The sequence below is a fragment of the Bradyrhizobium sp. USDA 4516 genome (assembly GCF_054055915.1).
In genome coordinates, this window is the sequence record NZ_JBSRXT010000001.1 from 3123586 (window position 1) to 3138203 (window position 14618).

The window sequence follows — 14618 nt, forward strand, 5'->3', positions numbered from 1 at the left end:
CCCGTCATCCTGAGGTGCGAGCCTTGCGGCGCAATTGCGCCGCTGGGCGAGCCTCGAAGGATGAATCGGCCGGCGTGGGGCCGCGCATCCTTCGAGACGCGCGTTCCGCGCTCCTCAGGATGACGGAACGTAGATCTCGGGATGACGGAACGTAGAGCTTCCCTTGCTGCCCCGAGGCGTAACGTGATAGGCCGCCACTCTTGTTGGGTGGCGTTAACACAGGGCAGGTCTATGGCTGATGCAAAATACGACGTTCTTGGGATCGGTAACGCGATCTTCGACGTGCTGGTGCAGACCGACGAGGGGTTCCTTGCCCGTCACGGCATGACCAAGGGCTCGATGCAACTGATCGACGAGGCGCGCGCCACCGCGATCTACGGCGACATGGGCGTGGCGACCGAGATGTCGGGCGGCTCGGCTGCCAACACCATCGTCGGCGTCGGCAGTCTCGGTGCCCGCGCCGCCTATGTCGGCAAGGTCAAGGACGACCAGATCGGCAAGCTTTACGTCCATGATATCCGCGCCGCCGGCGTGGCGTTCGACACCGCGCCGGCCAGGACCGGACCGGCCACCGGCTGCTCCTACATCCTGGTGACGCCGGACGGCGAGCGCACCATGAACACCTATCTCGGGGCCGCGCAGGATCTGACGCCGGACGATATCGATCCGAACCAGATCGCAGCCGCCAGCATCATCTATCTCGAGGGCTATCTCTGGGATCCGAAGAACGCCAAGGACGCGTTCGTGAAGGCGGCTGACATCGCGCATGGCGCGGGCCGCCAGGTCGCGCTGACGCTGTCGGATTCGTTCTGCGTCGATCGCTACCGCGACGAGTTCGTCGATCTGATGCGCAAGGGCGTGGTGGATCTGGTATTCGCCAACGAGTCCGAGCTGCACTCGCTGTACCAGACCTCGGATTTCGACACCGCGCTGAAGCAGTTCGGCAAGGACACCAAGCTCGGCGTCGTCACGCGCAGCGAGAAGGGCTGCGTCGTGATATCAGGCGACAGCGTCGTCTCGGCGCCCGCCTCGCCGATCGACAGGCTGGTCGACACCACCGGCGCCGGCGATCTGTTCGCCGCGGGCTTCCTGGTCGGTCTCGTGCGCAATGTCGGCCATGAGAATGCCGGCCGGCTCGGCGCGCTCGCCGCCGCCGAAGTGATCCAGCACATCGGTGCCCGGCCGCTGGTGTCGCTGCAGGATCTGGCGAAGCAGCAGGGGCTGCTGGTTTAAGGGCGCCGCTCTTTCTCGCCTCGCCCCGCCTGCGGGGAGAGGCCGGATCGCATCGCAAGATGCGATCCGGGTGAGGGGGAGTCCGCGTACTCATCTTCATCCAGTTTGCGGAGGCGGCCCCTCACCCCGACCCTCTCCCCGCAAGAGCGGGGCGAGGGAGAAGAGAGATCACGCCGTCTTCGCCGCCTTGAGCCCGAGCCGCTGCTCGACCGCGTCGCGCATCACGAACTTCTGGATTTTCCCCGTCACCGTCATCGGGAATTCCTCGACGAACTCGACATAGCGCGGGATCTTGTTGTGGGCGATCTGGCCATGGCAGAAGGCGCGGACCTCGTCGGCGGTGAGCGTTTCACCCTGCCTGATCCTGACCCAGGCGCACAGCTCCTCGCCATAGCGCTCGTCGGCGACGCCGAAGATCTGCACGTCCTGGATCTTCGGATGGCGGTAGAGGAATTCCTCGATCTCCCTCGGATAGAGGTTCTCGCCGCCGCGGATCACCATGTCCTTGATGCGGCCGACGATGTTGCAGTAGCCCTCGTCGTCGATCACGGCGAGATCGCCGGTGTGCATCCAGCCATTGGCGTCGAGCACGTCTGATGTCTTCTCCTTCTCGTTCCAATAGCCGAGCATGATGCTGTAGCCGCGGGTGCAGAGCTCGCCGCGTTCGCCGCGCGGCACCACCTTGCCGTCGAGATCGACGACCTTGACCTCGACATGCGGATGGATGCGACCGACGGTGGAGACGCGGCGCTCCAAGGGATCGTCGGTCGCGCTCTGGAAACTCACCGGGCTGGTTTCGGTCATCCCATAGGCGATCGTCACCTCGCGCATGTTCATCTCGGTGTTGACGCGCTTCATCACCTCGATCGGGCAGGGCGCGCCGGCCATGATGCCGGTGCGCAGCGACGACAAGTCGAAGCGCGCGAAGTCGGGATGGTCGAGCTCGGCGATGAACATGGTCGGCACGCCGTACAGCGTCGTGCATCTCTCCTGCGCGACCGTCGTCAGCGTCGCCAGCGGATCAAAACCTTCGCCGGGATAGACCATGGTGGTGCCGAGCGTGACCGAGGCGAGGTTGCCCATCACCATGCCGAAGCAGTGATAGAGCGGCACCGGAATGCAGATGCGGTCCGCTTCGGTCAGGCGCATGGCGCGGCCGGTGAAGTAGCCGTTGTTGAGGATGTTGTGATGGGTCAGCGTCACGCCCTTGGGCGAGCCGGTGGTGCCGCTGGTGAACTGGATGTTGACGGGATCGTCGAATTGCAGGCTCTCGCCGAGCGCCGCAAGCTGCTCGCGATGGCGATCGCCGCCCATCTGCGATACCGCATCGAACGGAATGGTGCCCGGCGCCGCCGGTCCGCCGATCTGGATCACGGCGCGCAGTTGCGGCAGCCGCGCCGAGCGCAGATGGCCGGGCTCGGAGCTCGCAAGCTCGGGCAGCAGCGTGTTCAGCATCTCCATATAGGCCGAGGTCTTGAATGCGGTCGCCGTCACGATCGCGGCGCAGCCGACCTTGCCGAGTGCGAATTCCAGCTCGCTGAGGCGATAGGCCGGATTGATGGTGACGAGGATCAGTCCGGCTTTCGCGGCGGCGAATTGCGTCAGCGTCCATTCCGGCCGGTTCAGCGACCAGATCCCGATCCGCTCGCCGCGTTGCAGCCCGAGCGCGATGAAGCCCGCCGCCAAGGCACCGACGCGCTCGGCGAACTCGTTCCAGGTCCAGCGCACATTGTGGCTGGGCGAGACCAGCGCCTCGCGCGTGCCCCAGCGCGCCCGTGCGCGGTCGAGGCTGCGGCCGATGGTTTCACCGAGCAGCGGCGTATCGGAAATGCCGCAGACATAGCTGTCTGCCTTGCTGTCTCCCTTGGGTGTGGGTGCCAAGCTCGTCCTCCTCGCGGTCGTGTTCATGTCGTCACGCTTTTTGCGCGATCTTAGTCGTTTGGCGCCGATGGGACAGGCCCGACCTATGGCGGGTATGGTTTTCGATTGTGGCGGCGACGGGTTCCGCTTCACCTCGCCCCGCGTGCGGGGAGAGGTCGGATCGCATCGAAGATGCGATCCGGGTGAGGGGGAGTCTCTGCGAGTCCAATTGCGACCGTCTGCGCGGAAGCAGCCCCTCACCCCAACCCTCTCCCCGTAAGAACGGGGAGAGGGAGAGGAGTCCCGTCACGGTTGGTACGACTTATCTCATCGAGCCTTACGCCGCCCTTTGCCCGCTGCCGGCGTCGAGCCCGGCATAGATGCCCTTCTCGAAGCCTGCGAAGGCTTCCAGGCTGTGCCTGTCGGCGAACGGCAACAGCTGGGTCAGGATCACGCCGCAGACGTCGCGCGACGGATCGATCCAGTAATAGGTGTTGGCAAGGCCCGCCCAGGCGAGGCTGCCGGCGCTGCGGCCTTCCGGCGTCTTGGCGGTGTTGATGAGGAAGCTCAAGCCCCATTTCTTGACGATGTCGGGATAGAGATCGACATCGTTGGTGTACATCGGCAGGGCCGTCGTCATCTTGCCGACGGTGAGCTCGCCGATGTGATTCTGCCCCATGGTCGCGACCGTCTCGGCCTTCAGCACCTGATTGCCGTTGCCTTTGCCCTTGTTGAGGATCATCTGGCAGAACTTGATGTAGTCGGCCGCGGTCGAATACAGGCCGCCGCCACCCATGTGGAATTCAGGATTCTGCTCGAGCTCGAACGGGATTGCCGCCAGCGTTCCGTCCTCGCCGCGGGCATGCATGCCGACCAGCCGCTTGCGCATGTCGTCGGAGATCTTGAAGGCGGTGTCGCTCATGCCGAGCGGCGCGAACATATTGTCGCGCAGATAGGCATCGAGCTTCTTGCCGGATGCGGCCTCCACTGCCTTGCCGACAAAGTCGATATTGGTGCCGTATTCCCAGCGCGTGCCGGGATCGGTCATAATCGGCGTCTTCAGCGCGGCATTCAGGCAGGTGATGATGCCGGGCGTGCCGGTCTTTTCCAGATATTTGCCGAGGTTGCCGTCCCACATGTCGTAGGCGAAGCCGGCGGTGTGGGTCATGAGCTGGCGCAGCGTGATCGGCTTTTTCGCCGGCCGCAGCTGCGGTTCGCCCTTGGCGTCGAAGCCGTCGAGCACCTGCACCGCGGCGAGATCGGGCAACAGCTTGCCGATCGGCTCATCGAGCGAGAGCTTGCCCTGCTCGACGAGCTGCATCGCGCCCGCCGAAGTCACCGCCTTGGTCATCGAGGCGATCCAGAACACGCTGTCCGCCGTCATGGGATCGCTCTTGGAGAGGTCGCGCTTGCCGAACGCGCCTTCATAAATCACGTCCTTGCCGGTGGCCGCGATGGCGACCACGCCGGGAATTTCCTTTGCCTCGCTTTTCTGGCGCAATACCTGATCGATCTGAGCCTTGCTCTGCATTGGGGGCTTCCTCCGGTGGGGTTTATTGTTTTGAAGTGGGCGGATCATCCTCCCGCTTTTCCGCTCCCGCAAGGCGGGCGCGATGCGACGACGTCGCGATGTCGTGAAGGCCGGCCGCTAGGAACGGCCTTGGTCGGGAGGCGTTCACCACGCGCGCAGATTTTGCAGGGGACTTCGAGCAAGTCCCGGTGACCTTCGCGGGTGGCCACGGTAACGTGATCAAGGAATGATTTTCGTACCTGATTATTTGCATTAACGCATTCAGATCGCTGCACAAACGGTGCGGCGGATTGGACCGGATTTGACGAAAAGATTCGTCATTTCCCGCCTTGCGGGGGCGCAGCAATGATTTCGACATGGAGTGAATGGAAGCGCTATCCGCGGCCGGGCCGCGGCGAGAATATCGAAGCGCCGATCAGCCCAGGTCTCTACGAAGTCCGCTACGCAGGTACCGGCGCACTGCACTCGTTCGAGGCCGTCGCGAATGTCGCGCGGGCGCTGGCGCTGCTGCAGACCGGCGCCAAATCCTGGTTCGGCCGCCGCGATGCGCGGGCGCAGGCCGACCTCGAATACCGGACCTGCGCGACCTCGACCAAGGCGGACGCCAAGGCCGCGGCCGAGCGCATGATCGGGCGTCGTGAAACCTATATGTCCGGCGGCGCGGTCTGATCAGAGCCGTCATTCCGGGGCGATGCGCAGCATCGAACCCTCAGGTGCGCAACTGCGCACCGAGAATCTCGAGATTCCGAGTTCGGCTCTTAGAGCCGCCCCGGAATGACAACCCTCCAACAATCGCGCCGCGTTTGCGTCCAAGCAGGGTCGCGCCCGGCGCCGGTGCATCGCAGCGGCTTTCCGCCTATATAGGCGGTGAACACCCCCAAGAAATTCCAGAAATGACAGGAGTAACGCCATGACCCCGCCCGTCGCCGCACGCGCCACCCAATCCGCAGCATCCTCCCTGCAGAGCCGCCTGAAGGACCCCTCGCTGCTGCGCGACCGCTGCTATATCGATGGCGCCTGGGTCGGCAGCCCCGAATTCGCCGTCAACAATCCGGCGACCGGCGTCGAGCTGATCAAGATCCCGCAGCTGAGCGCCGATGACGCGACCAAGGCCGTCGAGGCCGCCGAGCGCGCGTTTCCGGCCTGGGCCAAGCTGACCGCGAAACAGCGCTCCAACATCCTGCGCAAGTGGTTTGATCTGATCATCGCCAACCGCGAGGACCTTGCGCTGATCCTGACCTCCGAGCAGGGCAAGCCGCTGGCGGAAGCGCTCGGCGAGGTCGATATCGGCGCCGCCTATGTCGAATTCTTCGCGGAAGAGGCGCGTCGCGTCTATGGCGAGACGATCCCGACCCAGCGTCCGGACGCGCGTCTGCTCGCGATCCGGCAGCCGATCGGTGTCTGCGGCGCCATCACCCCATGGAATTTCCCGAACTCGATGATCACCCGCAAAGTCTCGCCGGCGCTGGCGGCCGGTTGCACCGTGGTGCTGAAGCCCGCCAACGAGACGCCGCTGTCCGCGCTCGCGCTCGTTGCGCTGGCCGAGAAGGCCGGCGTGCCGAAGGGCGTGTTCAACATCATCACCGGTGATGCGCCGCCGATCGGCAAGGTGCTGTGCGAGCATCCGGCGGTGCGCTTCGTCGGCTTCACCGGCTCGACCGAGGTCGGCAAGATCCTGTACCGGCAGGCGTCGGTCGGCGTGAAGAAGCTCGGCCTCGAGCTCGGCGGCAACGCGCCGTTCGTGGTGTTCGACGACGCCGATATCGATGCCGCCGTCGAAGGCGCCATCGTCTCGAAGTATCGCAACATGGGCCAGACCTGCGTCTGCGCCAACCGTCTCTATGCCCAGGACAAGATCTACGACGCGTTCGTCGCGAAGCTGTCGAAGAAGGTCGCGGAGATGAAGATCGGCGACGGCACGGAGCAGGGCGTGACGCAGGGGCCGCTGATCAACATGGAAGCGATCGAGAAGGTCGAACGGCACATTGCCGATGCGGTGAAGGGCGGCGCCAAGATCGTCACCGGCGGCAAGCGTTCGTCGCTCGGCCGCAGCTTCTTCGAGCCCACGGTGCTGTCGGATGTGCGGCCGGACGCGCTGGTGTCGCACGAAGAGACCTTCGGCCCGCTCGCGCCGGTGATCCGCTTCAAGGACGAGGCCGACGTGATCGCGATGTGCAATGCCTCACCGTTCGGCCTTGCCTCCTACTTCTATTCGCGCGACATCGGCCGCGTCTGGCGCGTCGCCGAGGCGCTGGAGTCGGGCATGGTCGGCGTCAACTCCGGCCTGATCACGACCGAAGTGGCGCCGTTCGGCGGCGTCAAGGAATCGGGCCTCGGCCGCGAAGGCTCGCGCCACGGCATGGAGGAATATGTCGAGATCAAATACGTGATGATGGCCGGCGTCTGATCGCCGTCATTACCTTTGAGAGTGTAGCGAGATTAGGCCGTATCGTGACGGCAACTGCCGCTGCGCACCCTCTCCCCGTTCTTGCGGGGAGACGGTTGGGGTGGGGGGCATGCCGGGCAGCATCCATTGCCGGCCCGACGGCGGCGATCACGGCGAGTGGATCAAGCTCGGCTGGGCGTTCAACGCGGAACAGATCACCGAGCCGGTTCGCGAGCCGGAACTGAATCCCTATTTCCCCGAAGTCGTGCTGCGCGCGGCGAGCCGGCTGCAGCCAAAGCTCGCGCACTATCTCGGCGCGCTGCCGCGCGACCGCGTGCATTACGGCGGCTACTATCCGATGACGAGAGAGAATTGGCCACTGATCGGGGCGGCGAAGACGCCAAGCGTGTTCCTCGCCACCGCGCTGCCGGGCTACGGCACGATGGGCGCCCGCGCCACCGGCGACCTCTGCGCCCGCGCTGTGGTCTGCGCGCCCGTGCCAGTCTTCGCCCGCAGCCTTTCGCTCGCGCGCTATGACGACAAGGCGCTGATGGGTCAGCTTGCGGCGAGCGAAAGCCGCGGGTCGCTGTAGTTCTCGCCTTCGTAGCCCGAATGAAGCGAAGCGAAATCCGGAGTCTCTCCGCATTACCTTCCCCTGAAAAGGGGAGGTCGCTTTGCTCGTCAGAGCAAGCGGGTGGGGATCAGCTCTCTCCGCATACGGCATCGCCTGCGGCTCACCCCATCCCGACCTTCCCCCTTTCAGGAAAAGGAGAAGGCTAGCGAGACGTAATCTTCAGCCGTGGCCGCTCTCAGTGCCGAAGGCGCCGTGACGGCCGACGCCGGAGGCAAAGCGCGCCGCGCCCGACAGCGTTTCGCCTGACGCTATCACGTCGAGCCCGCCGCGCATCTCGTTCCTGATCGCCTCTTCCTCGTCGAGGTCCCACTGCCGCAGCGCCGACAGCCGGTCGGCGCGCATGCATTTCTGCGGGAATTTCGCGATGTCCTTGGCGAGCGCAATGGCGTGGGCGCGGGCCTCACCCTTCGGCACCAATCGGTTCGCGAGTCCCATGCGGTGGGCTTCGGGCCCGGCAACCGGGCGTCCGGTCAGGATCATGTCGATGGCCTGCGAATGGCCGATCAGTCGCGGCAGGCGGATGGTGCCGAGATCGATCAGCGGCACGCCGAAGCGGCGGCAGAACACGCCGAAGGTTGCGTCCTCGGCCACGACGCGCATGTCGGCCCACAGCGCGAGTTCCATGCCGCCGGCGACCGCAAAGCCTTCGATAGCGGCGACCACCGGCTTCGAAAGCCGCAGCCGGCTCGGTCCCATCGGCGCGATCGTGTCGTGGCCGCCGACCTCGCGCTTCTTCTCGGGATCGCCCGCCGCCACCGCCTTCAAATCGGCGCCGGCGCAGAAATAGCCGCCGGTGCCGGTGAACACCGCGACCGATGCGCTCGCGTCAGCATCGAAGGCGAGAAACGCGTCATACAGCTTGCGCGCGGTGGTGCCATCGACGGCGTTGCGGTTGTGCGGACGGTTGATGGAGATAATGGTGACAGGACCGTCGCGCTCGACGAGCACGGTATCGGCATCGGACATGGGGCGCTCCCTGGGCTGTTCTTGTTGTGCCCGGAGAGTGGCATCAGAGGTGAGTTCGTTGCAATCCCACGACAGACAGCGCAATTCCGCAGGGTGGGCAAAGCGAAGCGTGCACCGCTCATTCCCCGTCATCCCGAGGTGCGAGCGGAGCCAGCCTCGAAGGATGAATCGGCCACCAGCCGGGCCGTCGACCCTTCGAGACGGCCGCGTTGCGGCCTCCTCAGGGTGACGGTGAAAGAGCGAACGCGCCGACGGTGCAGCTAAACCTTCAGCTCGCTTCCCGTCACGCGGCGATACGCTTCCAGATACCGCTTGCTCGTCGCATCCACCACGCTCGCTGGCAGCGGCGGAGCGGGCGCATCGCCGTTCCAGCGGCCGGCGCGGCGCTCGACGTCGAGATAGTCGCGCAGTGGCTGCTTGTCGAAGCTCGGCTGCGGCTGGCCGGGCTTGTAGGCATCGACCGCCCAGAAGCGCGACGAATCCGGCGTCATCACCTCGTCGATCAGGATGATGCGGCCGTCCTTGTCGCGGCCGAACTCGAACTTGGTGTCGGCGATGATGATGCCGCGGGCGCGGCTGGTCTGCTCGCCGTAGCCATAGACGTCGCGCGCCATCTTCTCCAGCGTCGCGGCGACGTCGGCACCGACGATCTCGCGCACCCGCTTAACCGTGATGTTCTCGTCATGGCCGGCCTCGGCCTTGGTCGCCGGGCTGAAGATCGCGGGTTCGAGCTTCTGGCTCTCGACCAGGCCGGCCGACAGCTTCTCGCCGGCAAGCGTGCCCTCGGCCGCGTATTCCTTCCAGGCCGAGCCGGAGATGTAGCCGCGGATCACGCATTCGATCGGAAACACCGTGGTGCGCTTGCACAGCATCGCGCGGCCGAGGATGTCGGCGCGATGGTCCTTCAGTTCAGGCACCGCGCGGATGATCTCGTCGGCATCGGCGCTGATCATGTGATGCGGCACGGAGCCCTCAAGCTGCCGGAACCACCAGGCGCTGATCTGGGTCAGCACCGCGCCCTTCATCGGTATGGTTTCCGCCATCACCACGTCGAATGCCGAGATGCGATCGGTGGTCAGCAGCAGCACACGATCGTCGCCGACGGCGTAGATATCGCGCACCTTGCCGCGGCCGATCCGGGACAGGGGCAAATCGCTGGATAGCATCGCGGTCATGGCGTGATCTTTCTAGGTGGCTTTTCAAAATAGGTGGCTTGCAAAGACGAGCGCCCGCACACGGCCGTGCGGGCGTTCGAGATTATCACAGGAATTAGCTCACTCCGGCAGCGGAATGAACTCGTGTTCGTGCGGAACCTGCGCGAAACGGCCGGTTTTCCAGTCCTGTTTGGCCTGCTCGATCCGCTCCTTGGATGACGAGACGAAATTCCACCAGATATGGCGCGGCCCTTCCAGGGCGTCGCCGCCGAGGAACATCATGCGGGTCGGCCGCAGCGTCTTGACGGTGATGCGGTCGCCGGGCCGGAAGATCAGGAGCCGCGGCCCCTCGTGGCGGTCGCCCGCGATGTCGACCTCGCCGTCGACGAGATAGATCGCGCGCTCCTCATGGTCGGGGTCGAGCGGCACCGAGGTGCCGGCCTTCGCGGTCACCTCGGTGTAGAACCAGGGCGAGACCATGCTGACCGGCGAGGTGATGCCGAATGCCGAGCCGGCGATGATGCGCGCGGTGAAGTCGCGCTCGGAGATCATCGGCAGATCGCCGGCGCCATAGTGCTGGAACGACGGCGCGATCTCCTCCTTGCCCGCCGGCAGCGCGATCCAGCTTTGCAGGCCCAGCATCTTCTGGCCGTCGCGGCGCTGCACGTCGGGGGTGCGCTCGGAATGCGCGATGCCGCGGCCTGCGGTCATCAGGTTCATCGCGCCGGGCTGGATCTCCTGGATGTTGCCCTCGCTGTCGCGGTGCATGATGCTGCCGTCGAACAGATAGGTGACGGTGGCGAGCCCGATATGCGGATGCGGCCGCACGTCCATGCCCTTGCCGGCGAGATACTGCACCGGCCCGAAATGGTCGAAGAAGATGAAGGGTCCGACCATCTGCCGCTTGCCATGCGGCAGCGCGCGGCGCACGGCAAAGCCGTCGCCGAGATCGCGGGTGCGCGGCACGATGATCAGATCCAGCGCGTCGCAGGTCTTGGGATCGCCGAGTTCGGGATCGGTCGAGGGCTGCCAGCTCATGTCGGACTCCTTACAGTAGTGTAGCGATGATACTCTTTTGCCGTGATCATACTCTCTATCCGTCGTCCCGGCCAAGCCAACGGGTTGGCGCGAAGCGCCGCCCGATGACAGGCTCCGCGCGAGCCGGGGCCTATAACCACCGATGCTAGTCTTGCGAAGGCTGGGGCCCCAGCTTTCGCTAGCAACACACATCGGTGGTTATGGGTCCCTGCTTTCGCAGGGACGACGAATTACTTGTGGCTTGCACCTGCTCTCGATGGCAGCAAGTTCAAACTTGGAAACCGGAGACAGTCATGGTTTCTCTGATCAAGCCAGGCGCAAGTCTGCTGCAGGTCGACGGTCCCGTGATCGAGACCGCGCGGCTCATCCTGCGGCCGTGGCGCGCATCGGATATTACTGCGAACACGCGGATGCTGTCCGATCCCGAGACGGCGCGCTTCATTACGCCGGATCACCAGCCGGTCACGTCTGAGCTGAAGGGCTGGCGCAATGCCGCCGTCATCTCGGGCCACTGGGCGCTGCACGGCTTCGGCATGTTCGCGGTGGAGGAGAAGTCTTCCGCCCACTACATCGGGCGCGTCGGCCCGTATTATCCGCCGGAATGGCCCGGCTTCGAGGTCGGCTGGGGCATCGCCAAAGAGCATCGCGGCAAGGGCTATGCGGTGGAAGCGGCGCGTGCCGCGATCGACTTTGTGTTCGCGAACTTCACGGTCGACCGCATTATCCATTGCATCGATCCGGCCAACGCAGCTTCCCAGGCCGTGGCGGGGCGGCTAGGTGCCGTGAATGAGGGGCCGGGCCAGCTCGAGGGTGATGTCGTCGATATCTGGGTGACGTCGCGTCAACGCTGGCAGCGCCGGCCATCTTGAAAAACCACGTCCGACCGACGATTGTCCGGCGATGACATCGGCTGCTTCACATTGGCCTGCACTTGAACTCTGCCTGCGCAGCGCCAGCGTGGCGCTGCTGCTGGTGCTTGCCGCCTTGCTGCTCACTGACTTTCGCAAGGCGCTTTCCGGGCGCCTTGCAGCCGCCTTCGCGCTCGGCGCGGCCGCGCATGCGGTGACCGCCTCGATCGGCGCCGGGCCGCCGGTCTCGGACTGGCATGCGCCACTGATCGCGCTCTCGACCGGCGATATCGTGGTGTTCTGGCTGTTCACGCGCGCGCTGTTCGATGACGCGTTTCAGCTGCGCTGGTGGCACGGCCTGATCTGGGCCGCGGTCGTGGCCTACAGCTTCGTCAGTTGCATGTGGATTGCACCCGCCGGTCACGCGCGGATCGCGATCACCATGGTCAATTCGCTCACGCTCGTCTTCGTTGCGCTCGCGGTGGCGCAAACCATCGGATCGTGGTCGGCGGACTTGGTCGAGCGCCGCCGACGTGTCCGCGTCTTCATCGTCGCCGCCTCTGCGCTGTACGGCGGAATGAACGCGCTGCTGCAGATTGCCTATGCCGGCAGCCGCGTGACCGTGGAATGGGCCAACCTGGTGAACGCGGCCGTGCTCACCGCCATCGTGGCCGCAATCACCTGGGCGATGATGCGCGTCGACGGCGCCGACCTGTTCACGGTGCCGGCGGAGGCCGTCGTGCCGACGAAGCCGGCCGCGGCCGAGGAGGCGGCCGACCGCAAGCTGGTCGATGCCCTGATGCGGCTGATGGCGGACGAGCGGATCTACCGCCATGACAACGTCACCATCGGCGCGCTGGCGACCCGGTTGAAAATCCCCGAATATCGTCTCCGACGGCTGATCAACCAGCGGCTCGGCTACCGCAACTTCAATGTCTTCTTGAACAACCACCGGATCGAGGAGGCCAAGGCGGCGCTCGCCGATCCCTCCCAGGCCGAAGTCCCGGTCATCACCATCGCCATGGACGCCGGCTTCCAGTCGCTCGGCCCCTTCAACCGCGCCTTCAAGGCGACAACCGGCGTGACCCCGACAGAGTACCGGAAGCTGAAGGCAAGCGCGGTGTAGATGTCCTGCTTGCGGCGGATACCGCTGCACCCTCTCCCCTTGTGGGAGAGGGTGGCTTCGATGCGGTAGCATCGAAGCCGGGTGAGGGGTTTGTCTCCTCGGATAGAGAGACCCCTCATCCGTCGCGGACTTCGTCCGCGCCACCTTCTCCCACAAGGGGAGGAGGTAAGAGGCGTCGCGATTGCAGGCCTTTGTAATCGCTGTAGAATTCCAGAATCGACCAGTCGCCTCCAATCCTCGACCAGCCCGATTTCCAAATCCGGCGAGCGCTCTCCCGTCCCCGGCGGCCCGATCCGGCCACGCGCCCGTTGCGCCATGCCGGAGGATCCCGTGACCCGTCGAAAGCTCTTTCTCATTCTCGCCGCCACCACCGCCTTCGGTGCGTTGGCGCTGTCCGCCGCCCGCGCCCGCGATGTGCCTGAGGTCGCGACCGGCTTTGTCGCCAACGTGATCTGCTCGGAGACCTTCGTCAGCGGGCTCGACCCCAGGCGAAACCTGACCGAGACCACTGACGCGATGCCGGGGGCCGGCCTGATCACTTGGGCGATGGACACCGAGGTCGACCTCGACCGCAAGGACGTCACCGTGACGCTGTTCGGGCTTGGCCGCAGCCATGCGGTCTATCGCGAGGGCATGGGCTGCACGCTCGAACATGACGAGACGCTGGGCGAGACTGCGTTGCCGCCTTTGAGGCCGCAGGCCGCGCTGCTGCCCGAGATCGCCGGCCCCGCGCTCGTCGCGCCGCAAACCCCGCAGCTTGCGGCTGCGCTCGACCGCGCCTTTGCCGAGCCGGCCGAGCCGCCGTTCCGCCGCACCCGCGCTGTCGTCGTGATGAAGGACGGCCGCATTGTCGCCGAGCGCTACGCCGCCGGCGTTGGCACCGACACGCCGCTGCTCGGTTTCTCCGCGACCAAATCGGTGATCTCGGCGCTGATCGGAATCCTGGTGCGCGAGGGCAGGCTGACGCGCGACCAGCCGGTCCCGATCGCGGCCTGGCGGAATCCTGACGATCCGCGCCACGCGATCACGGTCGATCAGCTGTTGCGCCACACCGCGGGCCTCGCACTCGGCAGTTCGCTGCAGGCGTCGCTGGCATCCGTGCTCGAGCCGGTCAACCGCATGAAGTTCATGGAATCGGATATGGCCGCCTTCGCCGAGAGCGCTCTGCTGGAGAGCGCGCCCGGCCGGGTCTGGAACTATCACGACGGCAACTACCTGATCCTCTCGCACCTGATCCGCAACGCCGTCGGCGGGCATGCGGCTGATGTGATGAGCTTCGCCCGTGAGGAGCTGTTCGGACCGCTCGGCATGCGCAATGTCGTGATGCAGTTCGATGCTGCGGGCACGCCGGAAGGATCGGGCGCGATGATGGCGAGCGCGCGCGACTGGGCGCGCTTGGGTCAGCTCTATCTCAATGACGGCGTGGCCGGCGGCAAGCGTATCCTGCCCGAGGGCTGGGTGAAATACTCGGCATCGCCGACGCCGAATGCCTGGGTCGGCTATGGCGCGGGCTTCTGGACCAATCTCGGCGACAGCTTTGGCGCTCGCTTCCGTGTCGAGCACGGCTGGCCGCGCGATGCCTTCTTCGCCAAGGGCACGATCGGGCAATATGTGATTATCGTGCCGTCGCAGCACCTCGTCATCGTCCGCCTCGGCCGCTCGCCGAACATGCCGCCCGAGGCGGACGGCGTGTTCGATCTGGTCCGTGACGTCGTCACAGCGACGTCTGCAAGTGCGCGGCTCGCGGGCGGCAATTGACCGGCATGTCACACAACACCCGCGCGATCGTGAATTGAATCTCGGCCTCCGGAATTTTCTGATGCTGTGGCGCATCTCGCGAGG

12 protein-coding genes are annotated in these 14618 nt (G+C 65.4%); 7 read left to right on the top strand and 5 right to left on the bottom strand.

The annotated features are described in order from the left end of the window. Positions 1–231: 231 nt before the first annotated feature. Positions 232–1233, top strand: a complete 1002-nt coding sequence (locus ACVI1L_RS14400; protein WP_076824515.1) for an adenosine kinase — start codon at positions 232–234, stop codon at positions 1231–1233. A 168-nt stretch (positions 1234–1401) separates the two neighbouring features. Here the strand turns inward: ACVI1L_RS14400 and ACVI1L_RS14405 are convergent, their stop codons facing one another. Both ACVI1L_RS14405 and ACVI1L_RS14410 read right to left on the bottom strand, forming a co-directional pair. Continuing rightward, a complete protein-coding gene (locus tag ACVI1L_RS14405) occupies positions 1402–3141 on the bottom strand; it encodes an AMP-binding protein (RefSeq protein WP_456783159.1) in 1740 nt (579 codons plus the stop codon). A 289-nt stretch (positions 3142–3430) separates the two neighbouring features. Next, positions 3431–4624 carry a serine hydrolase domain-containing protein gene (locus ACVI1L_RS14410; protein WP_456783160.1) on the bottom strand — a complete coding sequence of 398 codons (1194 nt, stop codon included), beginning with the start codon at positions 4622–4624 and terminating at the stop codon, positions 3431–3433. Positions 4625–4969: 345 nt separating this feature from the next. Here ACVI1L_RS14410 and ACVI1L_RS14415 point away from each other — a divergent pair, with 345 nt between their 5' ends. The 3 genes from ACVI1L_RS14415 (at position 4970) to ACVI1L_RS14425 (ending at position 7602) form a co-directional block, all read left to right on the top strand. Further along, positions 4970–5293, top strand: a complete 324-nt coding sequence (locus ACVI1L_RS14415; protein WP_057015316.1) for a hypothetical protein — start codon at positions 4970–4972, stop codon at positions 5291–5293. 241 nt (positions 5294–5534) lie between these two features. Next, positions 5535–7031, top strand: coding sequence for an NAD-dependent succinate-semialdehyde dehydrogenase (locus tag ACVI1L_RS14420; protein ID WP_057015317.1), 1497 nt, complete (start codon positions 5535–5537; stop codon positions 7029–7031). 109 nt (positions 7032–7140) lie between these two features. Continuing rightward, positions 7141–7602 (top strand): hypothetical protein, encoded by a 462-nt coding sequence (locus tag ACVI1L_RS14425; RefSeq protein ID WP_456783161.1) that lies wholly within the window; start codon positions 7141–7143, stop codon positions 7600–7602. Positions 7603–7803: 201 nt separating this feature from the next. Here the strand turns inward: ACVI1L_RS14425 and ACVI1L_RS14430 are convergent, their stop codons facing one another. The 3 genes from ACVI1L_RS14430 to ACVI1L_RS14440 all read right to left on the bottom strand — a co-directional run bounded on the left by ACVI1L_RS14430 (position 7804) and on the right by ACVI1L_RS14440 (position 10802). After that, positions 7804–8610, bottom strand: coding sequence for a crotonase/enoyl-CoA hydratase family protein (locus ACVI1L_RS14430; RefSeq protein ID WP_168856631.1), 807 nt, complete (start codon positions 8608–8610; stop codon positions 7804–7806). A 260-nt stretch (positions 8611–8870) separates the two neighbouring features. Further along, positions 8871–9785, bottom strand: a complete 915-nt coding sequence (locus ACVI1L_RS14435; RefSeq protein ID WP_456783162.1) for a phosphoribosylaminoimidazolesuccinocarboxamide synthase — start codon at positions 9783–9785, stop codon at positions 8871–8873. Between the two features lie 99 nt (positions 9786–9884). Next, the gene (locus tag ACVI1L_RS14440) at positions 9885–10802 is read right to left on the bottom strand and encodes a pirin family protein (protein ID WP_253588331.1); all 918 of its coding nucleotides are present in this window, start codon (positions 10800–10802) and stop codon (positions 9885–9887) included. 293 nt (positions 10803–11095) lie between these two features. Between ACVI1L_RS14440 and ACVI1L_RS14445 the strand changes: the two genes are divergently transcribed. The 3 genes from ACVI1L_RS14445 to ACVI1L_RS14455 all read left to right on the top strand — a co-directional run bounded on the left by ACVI1L_RS14445 (position 11096) and on the right by ACVI1L_RS14455 (position 14534). Beyond that, positions 11096–11671: a GNAT family N-acetyltransferase gene (locus tag ACVI1L_RS14445; RefSeq protein ID WP_456783163.1), complete on the top strand. Its 576-nt coding sequence runs from the start codon at positions 11096–11098 to the stop codon at positions 11669–11671. Between the two features lie 31 nt (positions 11672–11702). Then, the gene (locus ACVI1L_RS14450) at positions 11703–12776 is read left to right on the top strand and encodes a helix-turn-helix domain-containing protein (RefSeq protein ID WP_456783164.1); all 1074 of its coding nucleotides are present in this window, start codon (positions 11703–11705) and stop codon (positions 12774–12776) included. Between the two features lie 330 nt (positions 12777–13106). Then, positions 13107–14534 (top strand): serine hydrolase domain-containing protein, encoded by a 1428-nt coding sequence (locus tag ACVI1L_RS14455; RefSeq protein WP_456783165.1) that lies wholly within the window; start codon positions 13107–13109, stop codon positions 14532–14534. Positions 14535–14618: the final 84 nt, after the last annotated feature.

Excerpts from the sequence above, each read along its gene's own strand:
- ACVI1L_RS14400 (WP_076824515.1), top strand. The coding sequence starts at position 232 with ATGGCTGATGCAAAATACGACGTTCTTGGGATCGGTAACGCGATCTTC.
- ACVI1L_RS14405 (WP_456783159.1), bottom strand. The coding sequence starts at position 3,141 with ATGAACACGACCGCGAGGAGGACGAGCTTGGCACCCACACCCAAGGGA.
- ACVI1L_RS14410 (WP_456783160.1), bottom strand. The coding sequence starts at position 4,624 with ATGCAGAGCAAGGCTCAGATCGATCAGGTATTGCGCCAGAAAAGCGAG.
- ACVI1L_RS14415 (WP_057015316.1), top strand. The coding sequence starts at position 4,970 with ATGATTTCGACATGGAGTGAATGGAAGCGCTATCCGCGGCCGGGCCGC.
- ACVI1L_RS14420 (WP_057015317.1), top strand. The coding sequence starts at position 5,535 with ATGACCCCGCCCGTCGCCGCACGCGCCACCCAATCCGCAGCATCCTCC.
- ACVI1L_RS14425 (WP_456783161.1), top strand. The coding sequence starts at position 7,141 with ATGCCGGGCAGCATCCATTGCCGGCCCGACGGCGGCGATCACGGCGAG.
- ACVI1L_RS14430 (WP_168856631.1), bottom strand. The coding sequence starts at position 8,610 with ATGTCCGATGCCGATACCGTGCTCGTCGAGCGCGACGGTCCTGTCACC.
- ACVI1L_RS14435 (WP_456783162.1), bottom strand. The coding sequence starts at position 9,785 with ATGACCGCGATGCTATCCAGCGATTTGCCCCTGTCCCGGATCGGCCGC.
- ACVI1L_RS14440 (WP_253588331.1), bottom strand. The coding sequence starts at position 10,802 with ATGAGCTGGCAGCCCTCGACCGATCCCGAACTCGGCGATCCCAAGACC.
- ACVI1L_RS14445 (WP_456783163.1), top strand. The coding sequence starts at position 11,096 with ATGGTTTCTCTGATCAAGCCAGGCGCAAGTCTGCTGCAGGTCGACGGT.
- ACVI1L_RS14450 (WP_456783164.1), top strand. The coding sequence starts at position 11,703 with ATGACATCGGCTGCTTCACATTGGCCTGCACTTGAACTCTGCCTGCGC.